This is a genomic window from Pseudomonas sp. 50_B (assembly GCF_017491625.1).
Lineage (GTDB): Bacteria > Pseudomonadota > Gammaproteobacteria > Pseudomonadales > Pseudomonadaceae > Aquipseudomonas > Aquipseudomonas danubii.
In genome coordinates this window covers 1-19,005 of the sequence record NZ_JAFGYX010000015.1, presented here as the reverse complement: position 1 = coordinate 19,005, position 19,005 = coordinate 1, and the positions used below count along the sequence as shown (strand labels likewise).

The window sequence follows — 19,005 nt, the reverse complement described above, 5'->3', positions numbered from 1 at the left end:
CTGACCAAGCCTATTTTGAGCTGCTTATTTTAAGCGGGGCGTTGGTTGATTACTTCATCGATCAACCCGTACTCACGCGCTGCTTCGGCGCTCATGAAGTTATCACGATTGGTATCGCGCTCGATTTCTTCCAGAGTGCGCCCGCTATGCTTGGCCATCAGCGTGTTGAGACGCTCACGGATGAAGAGGATTTCCTTGGCATGGATTTCTATATCCGACGCTTGGCCTTGGAAACCGCCCAGGGGCTGGTGAATCATCACTCGGGAGTTTGGCAGGCAGAAACGCTTGCCAGGGGCACCGGCCGTCAGCAAAAAGGCGCCCATGCTGCATGCCTGACCAATACATGTGGTTGAAACGTTAGGCTTGATGAACTGCATGGTGTCGTAGATCGACATACCTGCCGTTACCGAGCCGCCCGGGGAGTTGATATAGAGATGGATGTCCTTGTCCGGGTTTTCCGCTTCAAGGAATAGCAGTTGCGCACAAATCAGGTTGGCCATGTAGTCTTCTACAGGACCTACCAGAAAGATCACTCGCTCCTTGAGGAGGCGCGAGTAGATGTCGTAGGCGCGCTCGCCACGAGCGGACTGCTCGACAACCATCGGGACCAGGCCGCCTGCGGCCTGGATATCAGAGTTCTGCTGAATATAAGAATTACGGAACATGCTCTGCAGTCACTCCCAAATAGTCACGTCTTGAATACGCATAAGCCAGCGCGAAGGCTGGCTTATGGTGTGTGCTTCGAACGAGAAGAAAATCAGTCGGCTTGAGGTGCTTCTACCGGCTTGACCGCTTCTTCGTAAGAGACCGATTTGTCGGTCACGCTAGCTTTCTGCAGAACAGTATCCACAACTTGTTCTTCCAGCACAACCGAACGGACTTCGTTCAATTGCTGCTCGTTCTTGTAGTACCAGGACACGACCTGCTCAGACTCCTGGTAAGCCGAAGCCATTTCCTGGATCAGCTCGCGAACGCGGTCTTCATCAGGCTTCAGATCGAATTGCTTAACAACTTCAGCAACGATCAGGCCCAGCACTACGCGGCGCTTGGCTTGCTCTTCGAACAGCTCGGCAGGCAGCTGATCCGGCTTGATGTTGCCACCGAATTGCTGGACAGCCTGAACGCGCAGACGATTAACTTCGTTGTCCAGCAGCGCCTTTGGCACTTCGATCGGGTTGGAGGCCAGCAGACCGTCCATTACCTGATTCTTCACCTTGGACTTGATGGCCTGACGCAGCTCACGCTCCATGTTCTTGCGAACTTCGGCACGGAAACCTTCCAGGCCGGCTTCCTTGATACCGAATTGAGCAAAGAACTCTTCAGTCAGCTCAGGCAGCTTAGGCTCGGAAACGCTGTTAACAGTCACGGTGAACTCGGCAGCCTTGTTGGCCAGATCCAGGTTCTGATAGTTCTCAGGGAAGGTCAGGTTCAGGACACGCTCTTCACCAGCCTTGGCGCCAACCAGACCGTCTTCGAAGCCAGGGATCATGCGGCCAGAGCCCAGTACCAACTGAGTGCCTTTAGCCGAACCGCCTGCAAAAGCTTCACCATCAACCTTACCCACGAAGTCGATGTTCAGTTGATCATCGTTCTGCGCAGCGCGATCAACAACTTCAAAGCGAACATTCTGCTTACGCAGGATCTCCAGCATGTTGTCCAGATCAGCATCAGCTACGTCAGCGCTCAGACGCTCAACGGCGATGTTTTCGAAACCGGCAACCGTGAACTCTGGGAAGACTTCGAAAGTGGCAACGTATTCCAGATCCTTGCCCTTCTCCAGCACCTTTGGCTCGACCGAAGGAGCGCCAGCTGGGTTCAGCTTCTGCTCAACAACGGCCTCATAGAAGGAAGCCTGGATCACATCACCCACTGCTTCTTGACGCGCATCAGCCTCATAACGCTGACGAATCACGCTCATTGGAACCTTGCCAGGACGGAAGCCCGCAATTTTGGCCTTTTGGGCAGTCTGCTGCAGACGCTTGTTGACCTGGCTCTCGATGCGCTCAGCCGGCACGGTGATGCTCATGCGGCGCTCAAGAGCAGAAGTATTTTCAACAGAAACTTGCATGGATATTCCTCGTTGCACAGACGTTAGCCGGCCGTTTTCCGACCCCAGAATCAAGGGCATGCATTCTAGTGGGTCAAACTCAAGAAGTCACCCTACTGAAAACGGGTAAAAAACGGCCGACAATGTGAAGGCGAGGACAAAGGATTGAGCCTCGCCATGAGAGCAAATACTACGAATCCAACCAGAGCCTCTACACCAACCCTTCTATATATAGAAGGAGCCGGCCAGAGCTTCCCTGACATACACCAACCAATAGCCAAGATCCCAGCATCCAGCGACCAAAGGCCAACCATTGCCCAACCCAGCCGCCCCACTGTGCGTGGAAACACTAGACATATCGGACCCAAAAACGAAAACGGCGCAGCCCTTTTCAGGTGCTGCGCCGTAATCTGCTATTAACTAGCTACTTTATTGGTGCGGACGAAGAGACTCGAACTCTTACACCTTGCGGCGCTGGAACCTAAATCCAGTGTGTCTACCAATTCCACCACGTCCGCTTAACAATCTTTTAAAGCAAAGGCGCCAGACTATTAATCTGGCGCCTTCTTCGAATATGGGGTGGACGATGGGGATCGAACCCACGACAACAGGAGTCACAATCCTGTGCTCTACCAACTGAGCTACGCCCACCATATTGCGTTACTTGTGCCAAAGCTGCCTAATGGCGCACCCGGCAGGACTCGAACCTGCGACCATCCGCTTAGAAGGCGGATGCTCTATCCAGCTGAGCTACGGGCGCCTTATTAATCTGTATTCTTTAACGATTACAAACTAATTGCTTTCAGTCGTTATGAGCTAAACATCAACTCTGCCCGACTTTCTTAACCAGTGCTAGGCTGTGCCCGACAAGTGCGACGAATGTTATAGGCGAGCCTTTAGGTCGTCAACTCTTTTTTGAAAAAAATTCATTTAATTAAAGGAGTTAGGGGAATTTGCAGACCAAGCGCCTTTGCCCTCACGTTCCGACATGCGAGAATACGTTCTCTTTTTCTCTCCCTCTCGATGGTTAATCACGCGTCATGACTGCACAACTAATCGACGGCAAAGCGATCGCCGCTAGCCTGCGCCAGCAGATCGCCAAACGTGTCGCCGAGCGTCGCCAGCAAGGCCTGCGTACTCCGGGCCTCGCGGTGATTCTGGTCGGCAGCGACCCGGCCTCTCAGGTTTATGTCTCGCACAAGCGTAAAGACTGCGAAGAGGTCGGCTTCCTTTCACAAGCCTATGACTTGCCCGCCGACACCACTCAAGAAGCACTGGCGGGCTTGATTGATCGCCTCAATGATGACCCGAACATCGACGGTGTCCTGCTACAGCTGCCACTTCCTGAGCACCTGGATGCCTCTCTACTACTAGAACGCATTCGTCCGGACAAAGACGTGGATGGCTTCCATCCTTACAACGTCGGTCGTTTGGCCCAACGCATTCCCCTGCTACGCCCCTGCACTCCCAAAGGCATCATGACCCTGCTGGAAAGCACCGGTGCCGACCTGTATGGCATGGATGCAGTAGTGGTCGGCGCATCCAACATCGTTGGGCGCCCGATGGCCATGGAGTTGCTGCTGGCTGGCTGCACCGTGACCGTCACTCACCGCTTCACCAAGGATCTGGCTGGCCATGTCGGCCGTGCCGACCTGGTTGTCGTTGCTGCTGGCAAGCCAGGCCTGGTCAAGGGCGAGTGGATCAAGGAAGGCGCTATCGTCATCGACGTCGGCATCAATCGCCAGGAAGACGGCAAGCTGGTGGGCGACGTGGTTTATGAAACCGCCCTGCCCCGCGCGGGCTGGATCACTCCAGTGCCTGGTGGCGTAGGCCCCATGACCCGCGCCTGCCTGCTGGAAAACACCCTGTACGCCGCAGAATCGCTGCACAGCTGAGTTTTCGACAGCGCACAAAAACCCGCCAATGGCGGGTTTTTTTATGCGCCAACGTTACAACACCACAGCGCTCTTTATCGCCCGTGAATCTTAGCGTTCAGGATCGCACTCAGCCTATTCTGAAACCGCAGTAGCGCTCAGGAAAAAACGGTGTTTTTTCTTGGTTTTTAAGGGTTTTCGACTGACCACTGAAGAACAATCGACAGTTCTTCAGCCATACTCATAAAATGTAACGCTTTTCCGAAAAAGCCCGTTGCCAAACGGCATATCCATTATTATCGAGTCCGCCCGCGTGAAAATTCGTCTCTCCATCCTCAGCTTATTGTTTGCTGTGTCCGGCACCTTGATCGCGCACAGCGTCGACGCCAGCGAAACCACCGCGGCGCCAAGAGACACTTCACAATTGCATATTGCATCCGGCAGCGCGCTGCTGCTGGACCTGCAAACCAACAAAGTCATCTATTCCAGCAATCCGGACGTTGTGGTGCCCATCGCTTCGGTGACCAAACTGATGACCGCCATGGTGGTTCTGGACGCCAAGCTGCCGCTGGACGAACACATCTCCATGAACATCAGCGACACCCCAGAAATGAAGGGCGTGTTCTCCCGGGTCAAGCTCAAAAGCGAACTAAGCCGTCGAGACACCCTACTGATTGCCCTGATGTCCTCGGAAAACCGCGCCGCGGCCAGCCTGGCCCATCATTACCCGGGAGGCTATCCGGCCTTCATCGCCGCGATGAACGCCAAGGCCAAGTCACTGGGAATGACCCACACCCGCTATGTGGAACCCACCGGCCTGTCGATCCATAACGTTTCCACGGCTCGCGACCTGAGCAAATTGCTGGTGGCTGCCCGCAAGTACCCTCTACTGAGCGAGCTGAGTACCACCAAGGAAAAGACCGTGGCATTCCGCAAGCCCAACTACACCCTGGGCTTTCGCAACACCAACCACCTGGTCAACAAGGAGAAATGGGACATCAAGATCACCAAGACCGGCTTCACCAATCAGGCCGGCCACTGCCTGGTGCTGGTCACCAGCATGGGCAATCGCCCGGTAGCCCTGGTGATTCTCGATGCCTTCGGCAAGTACACCCACTTCGCTGACGCCAGCCGCATCCGCAACTGGGTAGAAACCGGCAAGAGCGGCTCGGTACCGGACGTTGCCTTGCGCTACAAGGCCGATAAGAACCTCAAGAACCGCCAGACTGCAGCCCCTCAGGCCTCGCACTGATACTCAAGCACAACAACGGCGCCCAATGGCGCCGTTGTTGTCTGCAGGCTTCAGTGGCTATCGAGCGCTTTGCTGGCCCTGGCTGCTGCTTGCTCCTGACCGGCCTGCCCCAGTTCATCGGCGGCTTTCAACCAGCGCTGGCGATCGACCTTGGCTGGCAACTGGTTGGGCGCCTGAATCAATACCGCAAAGCTCCCGGCGCTCTTCCAGGACGACTCGAACTCACGAAAGCTCATCAGTTGCCGACGGCTTTTCGCTCCACGCAGCAACACGGTTTGCTTGTCCCGGTTGTAGCCGGCCAACACCGCATAACGCGGCTCAGCCCAGAACGTCGAACCTTCGGTAAAGCGCACCAGTACCGGATAACCCGCCGCCACCTGGGTCAGCAGAGACGCTAGATGATCGTCCAGGGGATAGACCACCATCCCGTACTCACGCGCCAGGCTTAGCATGTTCTGCTGCAATTGCGCCTCGGCGCCAGGCAGGTGCAAGGGTTTGTCCAACAACCCCGGAGTAATCACGATGCCCTGTTGCGACAGCATGCCAGCCAAGGCTCCGGGGCCACTTTGGTACATCTCTCCACGGAAAAACGGCACGCTGTTGAGCTCTACCCGCTCCGGCAAGCGCTGGATCTCGGGTTGCACGCTGCCGGCACAACCGACCAGGCTCAAGACACAGGCGCTGACCAGCAACGCCGCTCGAAATCGAGGAAATACCCGCACCATCATCGCTCTCTATATTCAAACGCCGGACGACCCGGTCCCGGCTGGGGCCTTGATCATAGGGCCCTCACGGGCGAGGGTATAGCGTTAGGCGGCAGTTAATTGAAAACCATAGAGCGAAGTGTTCGAAGACTCTCGACTATTGGTCAATAGCCTGAAACACAGAGACTACTAGACTAACCATTGGTAAGAGTGTGTGCCCTGGACAGGGCATCAAGGAGGCACTTATGAGCCTGACAACGACGATAGTGATGCTGATCCTGAGCTGGCTGGCCGTAGCCGCCGCAATGCTCTGGGGCGTGCTACGCATCACCCGCCGTCACCATCATCGGCCCCAGCAGTCCAGCCCTGACATCAAGACTGGAAAAGCCGCCCGGCGCCCAGCCACTGCCCACTGATCAACATTCCCGCCCTGCCGAAAACAACACGGCCGCCTGACTCCAAGGAGTGCAGACGGCCGTTTGTCATGGTTGCGAATCAGCCCTCGGCTTGCGCCGCCTGACGCTTCTGACGGACCCGACGAGCCAGTATGTTCAGGCTTTCAATGGCTGCCGAGAACGCCATCGCCGCATACACATACCCTTTGGGTACATGGGCGCCGAAACCTTCGGCGATCAGGGTCATGCCGATCATGATCAGGAAGCCCAGGGCCAGCATCACCACGGTCGGGTTGTCATTGATGAACTTGGCCAACGGCTCGGCAGCCAGCAGCATCACCAGTACCGACGCCACCACCGCAATGATCATGATCGGCAAGTGCTCGGTCATGCCCACGGCAGTAATGATGCTGTCGATGGAAAACACCATGTCCAGCAACAGGATCTGGCCAATCGCAGCAGCAAAGCCGATCGCCACGCCCGATGCCTGGGTTTTGTCCGCCTCAGGCTCCGGAGTCATGCTGTGGTGAATCTCCGTGGTGGCTTTCCACACCAGGAACAGGCCACCGGCAATCAGGATCATGTCCTTCCAGGAGAAGCTCTGCCCCATGACGTCGATCACCGGCTCGGTGAGCTGGACGATGAAGGCGATGGTGCTGAGCAGCGCCAGACGCAGGAACAACGCCATGCCAATACCAATGCGCCGCGCCTTGGCCCGATGCTTTTCCGGCAACTTGTTGGTGAGGATGGAAATAAAGATCAGGTTATCGATGCCGAGCACGATTTCCATCACCACCAGGGTGGCCAGGGCGACCCAAGCAGTGGGGCTAGCAGCGAGTTGTAAGAGGTAATCCATGGGTCAATCCTGAATCGGTTGTATGAAAGATCAGATTTCCTGGGACGACTCCGGCTTCTTCGCCGCGTCTTCCTGTGGTTTTTCCTTGCCGGTCACACTTTGCGTGGCGTCACTCAACGCTTGCTCTGCAGCCTTGTGAGTATCGTCGATGGCTTGCTTGGCAGTCTCGGCCGCCTTGTCCAGCACCTGTTGCGCGCTTTTTTCCGCCTGATCGCAAGCCGCCAGGGTCAGCATAGACAGTGCCAGCAGCGACGCTGCACCCAGTTTTTTGAATGACATACCGTATTCCTCGATAGAACGGGCGCGGCCAAGTGGGGCCCCGTCGATAGCGGGGCATTCTAAGGAGAGTAATACTTCAGGAAAATTCGTATTTTTAGCAGTTATACTTCGCTTTTCACGAACTGATAGTCACCATGCTCAACTACCGCCAACTGCATTATTTCTGGGTTGTAGCCAAGACCGGCAGCATCGTCCGCGCCTGCGAGCAGCTCAACCTGACCCCACAAACCATCAGCGGCCAGATCAGCCTGCTGGAGCAGACCTATGGCATCGAACTGTTTCACCGGGTCGGACGCCAACTGGAACTGAGCGAAGCCGGGCGCCAGGCCCTGCCCTACGCCGAACAGATGTTCCAGCTCGGTGGTGAACTCGAAGCCATGCTTCGGGCCAGACCCGACGAGCAACAGATCCAATTCCGCGTCGGCGTGGCAGACGTGGTGCCCAAGTCCATCGTCTATCGCCTGATCGCGCCCACCATGGAACTCAGCGACCCGATTCGCCTGACCTGTCGCGAAGACAAACTAGAGCGCCTGCTGGCAGACCTGGCCATCCAACGCCTGGATCTGGTGATCTCCGACAGCCCCATGCCCTCGCACCTGGACATCAAGGGCTACAGCCAGAAACTCGGAGAATGCGGAGTCAGTTTTTTCGCCACCGAGGAACTGGCGCGATTGCACGGCGCGGACTTTCCCCGGGGCCTGCACGGCGCCCCGCTGCTGATCCCGGGCCAGGAAACCGTGGTCCGCAGCCGCCTACTGCGCTGGTTCGCCGAACAGCAATTGCAACCGCGCATCATCGGCGAATTCGATGACAGCGCTCTGATGCAGGCCTTCGGCCAGTCCGGCAGTGGGATCTTTATCGCCCCCAGCGTGATTGCCGATGAGGTCCGGCAACAGTACGGCGTGCATCTGATTGGCCAGACCGATGCCGTGACTGAATCGTTCTACGCCATTTCCGTGGAGCGCAAGGTCAAGCACCCCGGCATTGTCGCCATTACCGAAGGGGCCCGACGGGAACTGTTCACCCCCATCAACCACTGATCAGGAAGGACAGGCGTGCGGCGCCTTGAGCTTCATCAGCAGCAACGCCAGGGCAATGGACAGCACAATGAAGCAGGACGCTGCAAATCCCAGGCTACCCAGCCCCAAGGTGTCGATCACCCGACCGCCGACCATGGCCCCCAGGCCGATCCCCAGGTTGGCCCCGGCGATGTTCAGCGACGCAGCGAACGCCGGCGCTTGCGGCGCCGCCTTGATCAGCCGCACATGGCTGACCAGGAACAGGGCTGCCTGGGTCACGCCCCAGACACCCATGGCTGCCGCCAACCCCAGGGTCGAATGAATGCTCGGCACCAGGGCCAGCATGCCGCCGATCATCAACCCACAGAACACCATGGAAGCGATCAGCGGATGCCGGTCCACAGCCCGGCCGCCCAGGGAATTTCCGATCAACCCCACCGCGCCAAAGCCCATCAGGCACCAGCCCACCACGGTGCCGTTGAAGCCCGCCAGGCGCTCGAGAATATCCGCCAGGTAGGTGTAGGCAGTGAACATGCCGCTGAACACCAGAATCGACAGCAGCACATGCCCCTGCATCAGCGGGCTGCGCAGGATGCGAAACTGCGAACGCAGGCTCGCCTGTTGGTTATGCGCCTTGGTTGTCGGCAGGTAGACCCACAGCAGCAAGGCCTTGCCGAAGGCCACCACAGCGAGCAGGCCAAAGGCGCTGCGCCAGCCAAAGGCATCGGCGATCAGGGTGCCCACGGGAATCCCGAACACCGTGGCGCAAACAATGCCGAAGCCGATCTTGGCAATGGCGCGCCCGGCGTAGTCCGGGCCGACGATATCCACTGCCGTTTCGCTGGCCAGGGCCCAGAACACCGGCAACCCCAGGGCCGGCACCAGTCGCGCCAGGGACATCACCCAGATATTCGGTGCGAGCGCCGCCAGGGTATTGGCCAGGCCAAACATCAACAGCACGCTGATAAACAGCTGCTTGCGCGGAAAACGCGCGAAGTAGGCGGTCAGGAAGGGCCCGAAAGCGGCGACCGTGAATGCGAACAGGGTCACCAGCAAGCCGGCCTGGGACACGCTGACCTGCAAGTCCCGGGCAATCGACGGCAACAGGCCGACGATGATGAATTCCGTGGTCAGCACGGTGAAACCCGCAGCCGACAACAGCAGGATGGGCAACAACATCAAGAACTCCAGAAACGGCGACAGCAGCGATAGCCCGAAGGGCCCGCTGACTGGATAGGAAGAGGGGGTGACGAATATTAACAGAGTGAGTACGGGTCAGGGCAACCGCCACGTCGCCGCTTTTCTTGCTGCGCCAAGTGGCAGATCGTCACATCGACGCGGGAAGCACTGGCTGCTGTGATAAAGTCCGCCCCCTGCCAAAAACAGGCCTGATCGCGCACTGCCACTCAAGTCGCCCGATCGCCGGTTGCCATTGACCACCGCAGCCATGGGTGCCGCTGCAGCCGGGCCACTTCCGGCCCGGGGCACCCGGCATGCACTGCACATTAAAATAAACAGAGATACCGCTATGAGCGCTTCCCCCCCTTCCTTTCTGCAATTCCTCAAACGCCTGAGCCTGGTCACGCAGATCGTTATCGGCCTGATTGCCGGTATCGCCCTGGCCCTGCTGGCACCCGAGGCCGCGAAGTCCACCACCTTTATCGGCAAGGTCTTCGTCTCGGCGCTCAAGGCCGTGGCGCCGATCCTGGTGTTCGTGCTGGTGATGGCCTCAATCGCCAACCACAAGCACGGCCAGGAAACCCATATCCGGCCGATCCTGGTGCTCTACCTGCTGGGCACCTTCGCTGCCGCCGTGGTAGCCGTCATCGCCAGCAGCCTGTTCCCCTCCGCCCTGGTGTTGTCGACCCAGGACGTCGCCATCACCGCTCCCGGCGGCATCAGCGAAGTGCTGCAGAGCCTGCTGCTGAGTGTGGTGGACAACCCGGTCAGCGCCCTGATGAACGCCAACTTCATCGGTATCCTGGCCTGGGCCATCGGCATGGGCGTGGCCATCCGCCACGCCGGCCAGACCACCCGCACGGTGCTCGACGACCTGTCCAACGGGGTCACCGTCATCGTACGTGTAGTGATCCGCTTCGCCCCCCTGGGGATTTTCGGCCTGGTGGCCTCGACCCTGGCCACTTCCGGCTTCGCTGCGCTGCTGGGCTACCTGCACCTGCTGGCGGTACTGATCGGCTGCATGCTGTTCGTGGCCCTGGTGATGAACCCGCTGATCGTGTTCTGGAAGATCCGCCGCAACCCCTTCCCGCTGGTACTGACCTGCCTGCGCGAGAGCGGCATCACCGCGTTCTTCACCCGCAGTTCGGCGGCCAACATTCCAGTCAACCTGGAGCTGAGCAAGCGCCTGGGCCTGCATGAAGACACCTATTCGGTGTCCATCCCCCTGGGCGCCACCATCAACATGGCCGGCGCAGCGATCACCATCACCGTGCTGACCCTGGCCGCCGTGCACACCCTGGGCATCGCCGTCGACCTGCCGACCGCCGTGCTCCTCAGTGTGGTGGCAGCGATCTGCGCTTGCGGCGCTTCCGGTGTCGCCGGTGGCTCGCTGCTGCTGATTCCACTGGCCTGCAGCCTGTTCGGCATCCCCAGCGAAATCGCCATGCAAGTGGTGGCCGTGGGCTTCATCATCGGCGTGCTGCAGGACTCGGCGGAAACTGCGCTGAACTCCTCCACCGACGTGCTCTTCACCGCCGCCGCGTGCATGGCCCAGGAAGACAAGGCGCAAGCCTCAGCCTGATTCACGGCCACTAAAAAGCCCGGCCAGGGTCAACCTGGCCGGGCTTTTTTATGCGCGCTGAAAGGGTCGTGCCGCTCTTCAGCAGAACGCCTTAGAACGCGCCCATGTAGTCGCGCTTGCCCACTTCCACACCGTTGTGACGCAGGATCGCGTAGGTGGTGGTGACGTGGAAGAAGAACTGCGGCAGGCCGTAGGTCAGCAGGTAGGACTGGCCACTGAAGCGCTTCTCTTTCGGAGTGCCCGGACGGGTGACGATCTCGATGCCTTCCTTGCCATCGATCTGCGAAGGCTGGATGCCTTCGATAAAGGCCAGGACCTTGGCAATCAGCGCCTGCAGGTCGGCGAAGGTGACTTCAGTATCGTCGTACTTGGGCAGCTCGACCTCGGCCAGGCGAGCCGATACGCCCTTGGCGAAGTCCACGGCGATCTGCACCTGACGCACCAGCGGGAACATGTCCGGATACAGGCGCGCCTGGAGCAGGGCATTGGGTTCGATATTCTTCGCCGTGGCGTGAGCTTCGGCCTTGTGCAGTACATCGCTCAAGGCGTTGAGCATTTGCTTGAAGACAGGAACGGAAGCGGCGTACAGGGAAATAGTCATGACAGTCTCGACATGGATGGCGGAAATACAACGAGCAGCGATTATAGCCACAGCGGCCGACCCCGGGGCCTTTATCCCGGCGGCCCTTGGCGATAGGCGCTGGGCGCGACGCCAAACCAGCGCTTGAAGCTCTGGGAAAAACTCGACAGATCGCTGAAGCCCAGCCGCTCGGCGATCTGCGTCAGGCTCAAGGCCGGGTTGCCCAATAGCTCCAAGGCTCGAGCGCTGCGGTGCTGGCTCTGTAATTGCCGGTACGACGTGCCCTCCTCCCGCAAACGACGCTTGAGGGTACGCACGCTGGTCCGACTCAACCGCGCCATGCTCGGCAGGTCCGGTACGCTGCCGGAGGGGGCGGCCTCAAGATACTGGCGCACCAGGGCCGTAGCCCCCTGAGGCGCTGCACGACGCTCCAGCAACTGTGCACACATCTGCTCGCACATCGACACCGTCAGTGGATTGGCCTGGGGCAAGGCCCGGGTCAGGAAGCGCCGGTCGAAGGCCAGGCCATGCTGCGCGGCCCGATAGGCGGGACTCAGGCCAAGGATCTGCTCCACCTCCCCCTTGCTGCGCGCCACAGGACGGCCATTGCACCGGGTAAACCGCGTCAGGCGAAAGTCCGGGCCCACAATCTCCTTCATCAATACCGCCGCAGCAGCCATGTCCCGCTGCAGCAGAAACTCCCGTACCGCCGGGTCCGCCACCGCAGGCTCAGCAAACGTCAGCACGCCCAGCTCCTGCTCCAATCGATAGCCGATCGTGGCAAAGGCATAAGTCAGGGGTAAGAAGCGCAAGGCCAGGTTCAAGGCATCCGCCGCGGTCGTACTGCTGATCAGGCCATAGCCAAACAGGCCGTAGCTGGAGAAGTGATAGCGCGCGCCCACGACGTAACCCAAGCCCCGGGGATTGCCCAGCAAACCCAGCAGATTGCTCACCAGTTGCAGTTCCTGAGCCGCCGTCAACAGGCTGTTGGGGTCCTGCAACTGCTCCAGGGACAACCCCGAACCGGCCAGCAAACTCGCCACTGGCAAGCCCTTTTCGCGGCCGAAGCTCACCAGCAGCAAGGCGCTGGAAGGTCCTCGGGTGTAGGTCTGGATACTCATGGGCCGGACTCATGAACCGCTGATTTGGCCCAAATACTAAAGCACTTGTCCCGTTACAGCATGGGGCCTGCACTTTATTCCCTGCATGCTTCACTGATCGGGGCTGCACCACAGAAACAAGGACGTGGCCTCGGGAGGATCAACCCAGTGCCGCACAACAATAACAACGAGGTCGTCATGCCCCAATCAGCACCTGCCTGCACCCCACCCTCCAGCCCAACCGCGCCCCTTGAGGCCCTGATCATCGGCAGCGGCTTCGGCGGCCTGGGCATGGCCATCGCCCTGCGCAAGGCCGGGGTCGATCAGTTCATCCTTCTTGAGAAAGGCCAGGACGTCGGTGGCGTCTGGCGCGACAACACCTACCCCGGCGCCGCCTGCGACGTGCCTTCGCACCTGTACTCGTTTTCCTTCGAGCCCAACCCGAACTGGTCCCGGGTGTTCGCCCCCCAGGCAGAGATCCACGGTTACCTGCAGCATTGCGCCCAGCGCTACGACCTGCTGCGCCACATCCACTTTGGCAGCGAAGTGCGCCACGCCCGGTTCGATGAAGCCAGCAGTTGCTGGCAGGTCATCTGCCGCGATGGCCAGGAGCACTTCAGCCGCCTGCTGATCAGCGCCACTGGCCAACTGAGCCGCCCCGCCCTGCCCAATCTGCCGGGCCTGGACAGTTTCCAGGGGCATGTATTCCATTCCGCAGCCTGGGACCATCACTACCCTCTGGCCAACAAGCGGGTGGCGGTGATCGGCACTGGCGCCTCGGCCATCCAGTTCGTTCCGCAGATCGCCGATCAGGTGGCCGCGCTCAAGGTCTTCCAGCGCTCCCCGGCCTACATCATGCCCAAGGCCGACCGCGCCTACCGCCCGGAGGAAAAGCAGCGATTCGCCCGCCATCCGCTATGGGCCAAACTGGTGCGCGCCGCCTACTACCTGCATTTCGAATCCCGGGCCCTGGGCTTTACCCGCCTCAAGAGCCTGACCCAATGGGTGGTCGGTATTCCTTTTCACAAGCTGCTGAATGCCTCGGTGCCCAACCCCGAACTGCGCCAGCGCATGACCCCGGACTATCCCATCGGCTGCAAACGCATCCTGCTGTCCAACGACTACCTGAAAACCTTCGCCAGCCCCCATGTCGAGCTGTTGACCCAGGGCATCGAGCGCATTACCGAGCACGGCATCACAACCCTCGACGGCCAGCAGCACCCGGTGGACGCCATCATCTATGGCACCGGCTTCGCCGCCACCGAATTCCTTTCGCCGATGCGCATCAGCGGCCGCGGCGGGGTCGACCTGAACCAGGCCTGGCAACATGGCGCGGCAGCCTACCTGGGGCTCAGCGTGCCCGGCTTCCCCAACTTCTTCATGCTCTACGGCCCCAACACCAACCTGGGCCACAACTCCATCATCCACATGCTGGAAAGCCAGATATCCCACGTGATCAAGGCCCGCCGGGCGCTGCTCAAAAGCGCGGCGAAAACCCTGGAGGTGGACGAGTCGCCCTACCAGCGTTTTCAGTGGCGCATCCAGCGCCGCCTGGCCACCTCGGTGTGGAGCGGCTGCCAGAGCTGGTATGTCGACGCACAGGGGCACAACAGCACCAACTGGCCCGGTTTCACCTGGAGCTACAGATGGCTGACCCGCTATGGCGGACTGTCCGCCTACCGATTTGCCAGCCCCCTGGAGGCGCCGTTTTCGCCCAGCGATGGACAGCGAGTGGCCCCACCCGGGGATTGGCTGGAACGATGCAACGCAGCTTTCTTGCGGCTTTTCCTGAGAGCCAGTTTCAGGACCCTGATCGGCCCGCCGCGGCAACTGGTGAGCCAGCGCAAGCTCGTCAACGCCCTCTCCTGGCTGATGCCCGGTGGCCTGGGCGTAACCCGCAAGCGCACCAGCCTGGGTCAGTCGGCGGTGCAGTGCGTCGAGCCCAAGGCCCGGACCTCGAACGCGGTCATCCTCTACCTGCACGGCGGCGCCTTCTGCCTGGGCAACCCGGACACCCACTACAGCGTCACCAGCCGCCTGGCCAGGGAGACTGGCTGCCGCGTCTGGGTGCCTGACTACCGACTGGCACCGGAGCATCCCTACCCGGCCGCGCTGGACGACTGCCTGGCCTGTTATGACGCCATCCGTGCCCAGGGCTGCCCGGCGCAACAGCTGCTGATTGCTGGTGACTCTGCCGGGGGCGCCCTGGCGCTGGCACTGGCGCTGACCTTGAAGCAACGCGGCGAGCCGTTCGCGGCCGGGCTGATACTGCTCTCGCCGGTTACCGATCCCGACCTGGGCGCTGACAGCCTTCAATCCCGATCCGCCGTCGACCCGATGATCCGCCGCGACTGGCTGGAACAGGCCCTCAAGGCCTACGCCGTCCCTGCGCAGACGCTTTCACATCGCCCTCTGGAAGCGGACCTGCGCGGCCTGCCGCCGATGCTGATCCAGGTCGGCGACCAGGAACTGCTGCTGTCCGACTCCATCCGCCTGGCCGAACGGGCACGGGCGTCCGGCGTGCCCTGCCAGCTGGAAATTCACGACGGGCGCTGGCATGTCTTCCAGTTGCAGGCCTTCTATCTGCGCTCTGCCAGGAACGCCCTGCGCAGCATCGCCCGGTTTGCCCAGCGGTGCCTGGAACCCGCCGCCAGTCCCCCAGCGCCGTCCACGCCGCGGGCCGCAGCCGAACCGGCACAAGCTGCGCAATCCAGCTGAAACCTGCCGCCGCGCCGACTGCGCGGCGGCCTTGCCTTGCTTGAACGCCGCAACCCGATCCCCGCCCCACCAAGTTCTGATGGTCAGAACCGGCTTGTGAAGGTAAAACAGAGCCCCTCGAAGAAGGCCGACTCGGCCACGGAAAACTCAAGACCGCCTTAGCGCGCCATGCACCGGGTTTTCCACGACCTCATCCATCAGTGACCAAGGGACCAGCACTTATGAGCAACGAGCACGACACCCCCAGCGAAGCACTGCGCCTGAGCAGTACCGACATCCGCGTTCTGGGTTCGTTGATCGAAAAGCAGGCCACCAGCCCGGAAACCTATCCCCTGACCCTCAATGCCCTGGTGATCGCCTGCAATCAGAAAACCAGCCGCGAACCGGTGATGAACCTGACCCAGGGCCAGGTCGGCCAGAGCCTGCGCGCCCTTGAGGCACGGGGCTTCACTCGGTTGGTCATGGGCAGCCGCGCCGACCGCTGGGAGCAGCGCCTGGACAAGGCCCTGGAACTGGTGCCGGCGCAGTTGATCCTGTGCGGCCTGATGTTTCTGCGCGGTCCGCAGACGGTCAACGAACTGCTGACCCGCAGCGGGCGCATGCACGATTTCGAAGACAGCGAGCAAGTCCTGCACCAGCTCGAACGCCTGATCGCCCGGGGCCTGGCCCTGCACATCCCGCGTCAGGCCGGCCAGCGCGAGGACCGCTACACCCACGCCCTGGGCGACCCGGCGGATATCGAAGCGATCCTCGCCGCCCGCGGCAACCCGGTGGAGCGCAGCGCCGGCGGCGCGGTTTCAGTGGAGCGCATCGAAGAACTGGAAGCGCGGATTGCCGCCCTGGAAGAACGTCTGGCCCAACTCGAAGGCTGACTCCCGTAGCCGCTGCCGAAAACTGCGATCGCCCCCCAAAAAAGGGGCGACGCCCTGGCGGACGCCCAAACCTTGTCGCAGCCTGCGTCAGCGGCTACAGGGCCCGGGCGAAGGCCACGGCCTGGCGGAACTGCTCCTCGTTCGGACGCACGCCGGTATACAGCACAAACTGCTCCAGGGCCTGAATCGCAATCACCTCCAGCCCGGTGATGACCTGCTTGCCTTCGGCCCTGGCCCGCAGGATCAACGGTGTCTCCGACGGCACGGCCACCACATCGAACACCCGGTCCGCCGCAGCAATCGCCTCGGCCTCGAACGCCAGCTGCTGCGCTTGCGGGCCACCGCTCATGCCGATCGGGGTCACGTTGATCAGCATCTGCGGCCGCAGGCTGCCCAACTCCGCCTGCCACTCATATCCCAAGGCACTGGCCAGGGCGCGCCCGGTGACTTCATTGCGCGCGACGATCACGCCCTGGGCATAACCGCCATCACGCAAGGCACTGGCCACCGCCTTGGCCATGCCGCCGCTGCCACGCAGGGCGAAGGTCGATTCCCGTGGCACGTCGTGCTCGGCCAGCAACTGGGCCACGGCAATGTAATCGGTGTTGTAGGCCTTCAGGTGACCGTCGGTATTGACGATGGTGTTGATCGAAGCAATGGCCCTGGCCGAGGCATCCAGCTCATCCACCAGGGCGATGCAGTCCTCCTTGAACGGCATGGACACGCCGCAGCCGCGAATCCCCAACGCACGTATCCCCCGCACCGCACCAGGCAGGTCCTGACTGCTGAAGGCCTTGTAGTAGAAATTGAGCCCCAACTGCTCATACAGATGATTGTGAAAACGCAGGCCGAAGTTCCCCGGACGCCCGGACAGCGACATGCACAACTGGGTGTCTTTGTTGGGGTTCATTTGCATATTCATCTCCTCGCTGGGCACTTTCGGATAGACGGGCTTGGTCAGCCAAGCCCCTTGTGCCTGATCATATCGGCGCTGGTTTGCAGGCCCCAGCAGCGCCCAGGGATGACGGTAAAGAGGCCGGTACAGACCTTACACAATATTTACTCAGCGGCTGTGCAGATTTTCCAGAAACCGCTGTCTTAGCAGTATCCCCGCGTCAGTTCTTGAGTCTGGTGCAGACCATAAACGCAGGGGTTGAACCGAGGACCAACCATGATTTCCAAAATCCCCAAGATTGCCCTGCTCATAGGTGCACTGGCTGTCGCCGGCCAGGCATCGGCCCACGGTGGTGGCTGGGCCGGCCCCGCAGCGCTGGGCGCAGTTGTCGGTGCAGCCGTTGTGGGCTCGGTGATCGCCAACCAGGATCGTCCGGTCTACGTGCAGCAGGCGCCGGTGTATGTGCAACCCCAGCCGGTGTATGCCGCGCCACCACCGCCGGTCTACTACCAGCCAGCACCGGTCTATGTCCAACAACCGGTCTACTACCGCCCGGCGCCGGTGTACTACGGTCCGCCACGGGGCTACTACGGCCACCCTCATTACTACTACGGCCCACGTCCCGGCCGCTGGTAACCGTCCACTGAAACAGCCACAGGCCCCGCCCTCGAAGCGGGGTCTGTTGCATTTTGCCATCACCCGGATGTCTGAATAATCCCGAACAATGTCGCGACTGGAACAGTATTTGCCTGCAAATCCGGGAATAGTGCGCTGATCCCACGACGGCCCTGAGCAACGCGGGACTGTCATGTTTGTGTCATTCAAGGACTGCAAGATCGACCCAGTCCGCTCGCCACAGGCCCATAACAACAAGGACGACCCCATGCCCACGCAAAACCCCCACCGCGTCGAAGGCCTCTGCACCTCCAGCCGGGTGTACGACGCCCTGACCGAACTCAAGCATCTGGAAGGCCATCGCTGCGCCAAGTTTCTCTCGCTGCTGGCCCAGAATCTGGTGCGCAAGGGCCTGCTCAATGAGCAGGAAGTGCTGCACATGCTCGATCAGGTGGTGGACTGAACGACCGCAGCCGCTAGCACCGGCATCAATGTCCACTATCAGACTGGGTGATTTTTCGTAGCACTTGAGGCTTTGTAAGGTAACTCCTCGCCAATCGAGGAGGTTGTCATGCCCAAGGTTCAGATCATGTCCGTTATCGGCAGTGCCGTCCCCGCGTCGCTCAGGCAACTGGGCTTGCTGGCCTGCTGGTACCTGGTACGCGACGGCGAAGCCGTCAGCGGCCCGCTGACCTCCCTGCCCGCCGCCCAGGCCCTGTCCAGGCAACTCGATCTGCACAGGGTCCACTGCTAAGGCAACTGCACTCGAGGCCGGGTTTCGACGAACAGCGCCCAACTGGACATGAACAGCGCCGCGATCAAGGGCCCGATGACAAACCCGTTGAGGCCGAAGATCGCCAGCCCGCCCAGGGTCGAGATCAGAATCAGGTAGTCCGGCATCTTGGTGTCCTTGCCCACCAGGATGGGCCGCAGCAGGTTGTCCACCAGGCCGATCACGAACACCCCGAACACCCCCAGCACTACCCCTTGCCAGATCGCTCCGCTGATCAGGAAGTACGCCGCCACCGGCCCCCAGAC

General features: G+C 60.6%; 20 protein-coding genes and 3 tRNA genes. 10 read left to right on the top strand and 13 right to left on the bottom strand.

Translation table 11 applies throughout. From position 1 onward, the window contains the following. Window positions 1–29: 29 nt before the first annotated feature. The 5 genes from clpP to J5M73_RS20620 form a co-directional block, all read right to left on the bottom strand. Complete coding sequence (gene clpP, locus J5M73_RS20640) at window positions 30–665, bottom strand: ATP-dependent Clp endopeptidase proteolytic subunit ClpP (protein ID WP_011062274.1); 636 nt, start codon at window positions 663–665, stop codon at window positions 30–32. 92 nt (window positions 666–757) lie between these two features. Further along, on the bottom strand, window positions 758–2,068 hold the full coding sequence (gene tig, locus J5M73_RS20635; RefSeq protein WP_207816063.1) for a trigger factor: 1,311 nt from the start codon (window positions 2,066–2,068) through the stop codon (window positions 758–760). 412 nt (window positions 2,069–2,480) lie between these two features. Beyond that, a tRNA-Leu gene (locus tag J5M73_RS20630) sits at window positions 2,481–2,565 on the bottom strand. 57 nt (window positions 2,566–2,622) lie between these two features. Further along, window positions 2,623–2,698 (bottom strand) — tRNA-His (locus J5M73_RS20625). Between the two features lie 32 nt (window positions 2,699–2,730). Then, window positions 2,731–2,807: transfer RNA gene (locus tag J5M73_RS20620), tRNA-Arg, on the bottom strand. A gap of 280 nt (window positions 2,808–3,087) precedes the next feature. On the opposite strand from J5M73_RS20620, the gene folD reads away from it, so the two are divergent. Beyond that, window positions 3,088–3,942: a bifunctional methylenetetrahydrofolate dehydrogenase/methenyltetrahydrofolate cyclohydrolase FolD gene (folD, locus tag J5M73_RS20615; protein ID WP_102864649.1), complete on the top strand. Its 855-nt coding sequence runs from the start codon at window positions 3,088–3,090 to the stop codon at window positions 3,940–3,942. Window positions 3,943–4,234: 292 nt separating this feature from the next. Further along, the gene (pbpG, locus tag J5M73_RS20610) at window positions 4,235–5,173 is read left to right on the top strand and encodes a D-alanyl-D-alanine endopeptidase (RefSeq protein WP_102864648.1); all 939 of its coding nucleotides are present in this window, start codon (window positions 4,235–4,237) and stop codon (window positions 5,171–5,173) included. Window positions 5,174–5,223: 50 nt separating this feature from the next. Here the strand turns inward: pbpG and J5M73_RS20605 are convergent, their stop codons facing one another. Beyond that, window positions 5,224–5,898: a PA2778 family cysteine peptidase gene (locus tag J5M73_RS20605; protein ID WP_102864965.1), complete on the bottom strand. Its 675-nt coding sequence runs from the start codon at window positions 5,896–5,898 to the stop codon at window positions 5,224–5,226. 224 nt (window positions 5,899–6,122) lie between these two features. Between J5M73_RS20605 and J5M73_RS20600 the strand changes: the two genes are divergently transcribed. Beyond that, a complete protein-coding gene (locus J5M73_RS20600; RefSeq protein WP_180988615.1) occupies window positions 6,123–6,293 on the top strand; it encodes a hypothetical protein in 171 nt (56 codons plus the stop codon). 79 nt (window positions 6,294–6,372) lie between these two features. Here the strand turns inward: J5M73_RS20600 and J5M73_RS20595 are convergent, their stop codons facing one another. Then, window positions 6,373–7,128, bottom strand: coding sequence for a TerC family protein (locus J5M73_RS20595; protein WP_102864647.1), 756 nt, complete (start codon window positions 7,126–7,128; stop codon window positions 6,373–6,375). Between the two features lie 30 nt (window positions 7,129–7,158). After that, window positions 7,159–7,407 carry a hypothetical protein gene (locus tag J5M73_RS20590; protein ID WP_102864646.1) on the bottom strand — a complete coding sequence of 83 codons (249 nt, stop codon included), beginning with the start codon at window positions 7,405–7,407 and terminating at the stop codon, window positions 7,159–7,161. Between the two features lie 134 nt (window positions 7,408–7,541). Between J5M73_RS20590 and nhaR the strand changes: the two genes are divergently transcribed. Further along, window positions 7,542–8,447 (top strand): transcriptional activator NhaR, encoded by a 906-nt coding sequence (gene nhaR, locus J5M73_RS20585; RefSeq protein WP_102864645.1) that lies wholly within the window; start codon window positions 7,542–7,544, stop codon window positions 8,445–8,447. Here the strand turns inward: nhaR and J5M73_RS20580 are convergent, their stop codons facing one another. Beyond that, window positions 8,448–9,605 carry an MFS transporter gene (locus tag J5M73_RS20580; protein ID WP_102864644.1) on the bottom strand — a complete coding sequence of 386 codons (1,158 nt, stop codon included), beginning with the start codon at window positions 9,603–9,605 and terminating at the stop codon, window positions 8,448–8,450. Window positions 9,606–9,954: 349 nt separating this feature from the next. Here J5M73_RS20580 and sstT point away from each other — a divergent pair, with 349 nt between their 5' ends. Further along, window positions 9,955–11,187, top strand: a complete 1,233-nt coding sequence (gene sstT / locus J5M73_RS20575) for a serine/threonine transporter SstT (RefSeq protein WP_102864643.1) — start codon at window positions 9,955–9,957, stop codon at window positions 11,185–11,187. 91 nt (window positions 11,188–11,278) lie between these two features. Here sstT and J5M73_RS20570 read toward each other — a convergent pair whose 3' ends face one another. Both J5M73_RS20570 and J5M73_RS20565 read right to left on the bottom strand, forming a co-directional pair. Beyond that, window positions 11,279–11,788: a DUF1993 domain-containing protein gene (locus J5M73_RS20570; RefSeq protein WP_102864642.1), complete on the bottom strand. Its 510-nt coding sequence runs from the start codon at window positions 11,786–11,788 to the stop codon at window positions 11,279–11,281. Window positions 11,789–11,859: 71 nt separating this feature from the next. Continuing rightward, a complete protein-coding gene (locus tag J5M73_RS20565) occupies window positions 11,860–12,888 on the bottom strand; it encodes an AraC family transcriptional regulator (RefSeq protein ID WP_102864641.1) in 1,029 nt (342 codons plus the stop codon). A 177-nt stretch (window positions 12,889–13,065) separates the two neighbouring features. On the opposite strand from J5M73_RS20565, the gene J5M73_RS20560 reads away from it, so the two are divergent. Together J5M73_RS20560 and J5M73_RS20555 are read left to right on the top strand one after the other, a co-directional pair. Next, entirely contained in the window at window positions 13,066–15,585 is a 2,520-nt protein-coding gene (locus J5M73_RS20560) for an alpha/beta hydrolase fold domain-containing protein (RefSeq protein WP_102864964.1), read from the top strand. A 221-nt stretch (window positions 15,586–15,806) separates the two neighbouring features. After that, window positions 15,807–16,457, top strand: coding sequence for a DUF480 domain-containing protein (locus J5M73_RS20555; protein WP_102864640.1), 651 nt, complete (start codon window positions 15,807–15,809; stop codon window positions 16,455–16,457). Window positions 16,458–16,551: 94 nt separating this feature from the next. Here the strand turns inward: J5M73_RS20555 and J5M73_RS20550 are convergent, their stop codons facing one another. Then, complete coding sequence (locus tag J5M73_RS20550) at window positions 16,552–17,373, bottom strand: shikimate 5-dehydrogenase (RefSeq protein ID WP_102864639.1); 822 nt, start codon at window positions 17,371–17,373, stop codon at window positions 16,552–16,554. A gap of 255 nt (window positions 17,374–17,628) precedes the next feature. On the opposite strand from J5M73_RS20550, the gene J5M73_RS20545 reads away from it, so the two are divergent. From J5M73_RS20545 to J5M73_RS20535, 3 genes are all read left to right on the top strand, one after another. After that, a complete protein-coding gene (locus J5M73_RS20545; protein WP_102864638.1) occupies window positions 17,629–17,988 on the top strand; it encodes a hypothetical protein in 360 nt (119 codons plus the stop codon). A 247-nt stretch (window positions 17,989–18,235) separates the two neighbouring features. Continuing rightward, window positions 18,236–18,430 (top strand): hypothetical protein, encoded by a 195-nt coding sequence (locus J5M73_RS20540; protein WP_102864963.1) that lies wholly within the window; start codon window positions 18,236–18,238, stop codon window positions 18,428–18,430. A 108-nt stretch (window positions 18,431–18,538) separates the two neighbouring features. Continuing rightward, complete coding sequence (locus J5M73_RS20535; protein ID WP_102864637.1) at window positions 18,539–18,721, top strand: hypothetical protein; 183 nt, start codon at window positions 18,539–18,541, stop codon at window positions 18,719–18,721. On the opposite strand, the gene J5M73_RS20530 is transcribed toward J5M73_RS20535, so the two are convergent. Next, window positions 18,718–19,005 (bottom strand): AI-2E family transporter (locus J5M73_RS20530; protein WP_146232964.1); only part of this gene is annotated, 288 nt, incomplete at its 5' end. The two genes, J5M73_RS20535 and J5M73_RS20530, sit on opposite strands and share 4 nt — an antisense overlap.

Bases quoted from the DNA above. Each gene is read 5' to 3' on its own strand.
- clpP (WP_011062274.1), bottom strand. From the start codon at position 665: ATGTTCCGTAATTCTTATATTCAGCAGAACTCTGATATCCAGGCCGCA.
- tig (WP_207816063.1), bottom strand. From the start codon at position 2,068: ATGCAAGTTTCTGTTGAAAATACTTCTGCTCTTGAGCGCCGCATGAGC.
- folD (WP_102864649.1), top strand. From the start codon at position 3,088: ATGACTGCACAACTAATCGACGGCAAAGCGATCGCCGCTAGCCTGCGC.
- J5M73_RS20605 (WP_102864965.1), bottom strand. From the start codon at position 5,898: ATGGTGCGGGTATTTCCTCGATTTCGAGCGGCGTTGCTGGTCAGCGCC.
- J5M73_RS20600 (WP_180988615.1), top strand. From the start codon at position 6,123: ATGAGCCTGACAACGACGATAGTGATGCTGATCCTGAGCTGGCTGGCC.
- J5M73_RS20595 (WP_102864647.1), bottom strand. From the start codon at position 7,128: ATGGATTACCTCTTACAACTCGCTGCTAGCCCCACTGCTTGGGTCGCC.
- J5M73_RS20590 (WP_102864646.1), bottom strand. From the start codon at position 7,407: ATGTCATTCAAAAAACTGGGTGCAGCGTCGCTGCTGGCACTGTCTATG.
- nhaR (WP_102864645.1), top strand. From the start codon at position 7,542: ATGCTCAACTACCGCCAACTGCATTATTTCTGGGTTGTAGCCAAGACC.
- J5M73_RS20580 (WP_102864644.1), bottom strand. From the start codon at position 9,605: ATGTTGTTGCCCATCCTGCTGTTGTCGGCTGCGGGTTTCACCGTGCTG.
- sstT (WP_102864643.1), top strand. From the start codon at position 9,955: ATGAGCGCTTCCCCCCCTTCCTTTCTGCAATTCCTCAAACGCCTGAGC.
- J5M73_RS20570 (WP_102864642.1), bottom strand. From the start codon at position 11,788: ATGACTATTTCCCTGTACGCCGCTTCCGTTCCTGTCTTCAAGCAAATG.
- J5M73_RS20565 (WP_102864641.1), bottom strand. From the start codon at position 12,888: ATGAGTATCCAGACCTACACCCGAGGACCTTCCAGCGCCTTGCTGCTG.
- J5M73_RS20560 (WP_102864964.1), top strand. From the start codon at position 13,066: ATGCCCCAATCAGCACCTGCCTGCACCCCACCCTCCAGCCCAACCGCG.
- J5M73_RS20555 (WP_102864640.1), top strand. From the start codon at position 15,807: ATGAGCAACGAGCACGACACCCCCAGCGAAGCACTGCGCCTGAGCAGT.
- J5M73_RS20550 (WP_102864639.1), bottom strand. From the start codon at position 17,373: ATGCAAATGAACCCCAACAAAGACACCCAGTTGTGCATGTCGCTGTCC.
- J5M73_RS20545 (WP_102864638.1), top strand. From the start codon at position 17,629: ATGATTTCCAAAATCCCCAAGATTGCCCTGCTCATAGGTGCACTGGCT.
- J5M73_RS20540 (WP_102864963.1), top strand. From the start codon at position 18,236: ATGCCCACGCAAAACCCCCACCGCGTCGAAGGCCTCTGCACCTCCAGC.
- J5M73_RS20535 (WP_102864637.1), top strand. From the start codon at position 18,539: ATGCCCAAGGTTCAGATCATGTCCGTTATCGGCAGTGCCGTCCCCGCG.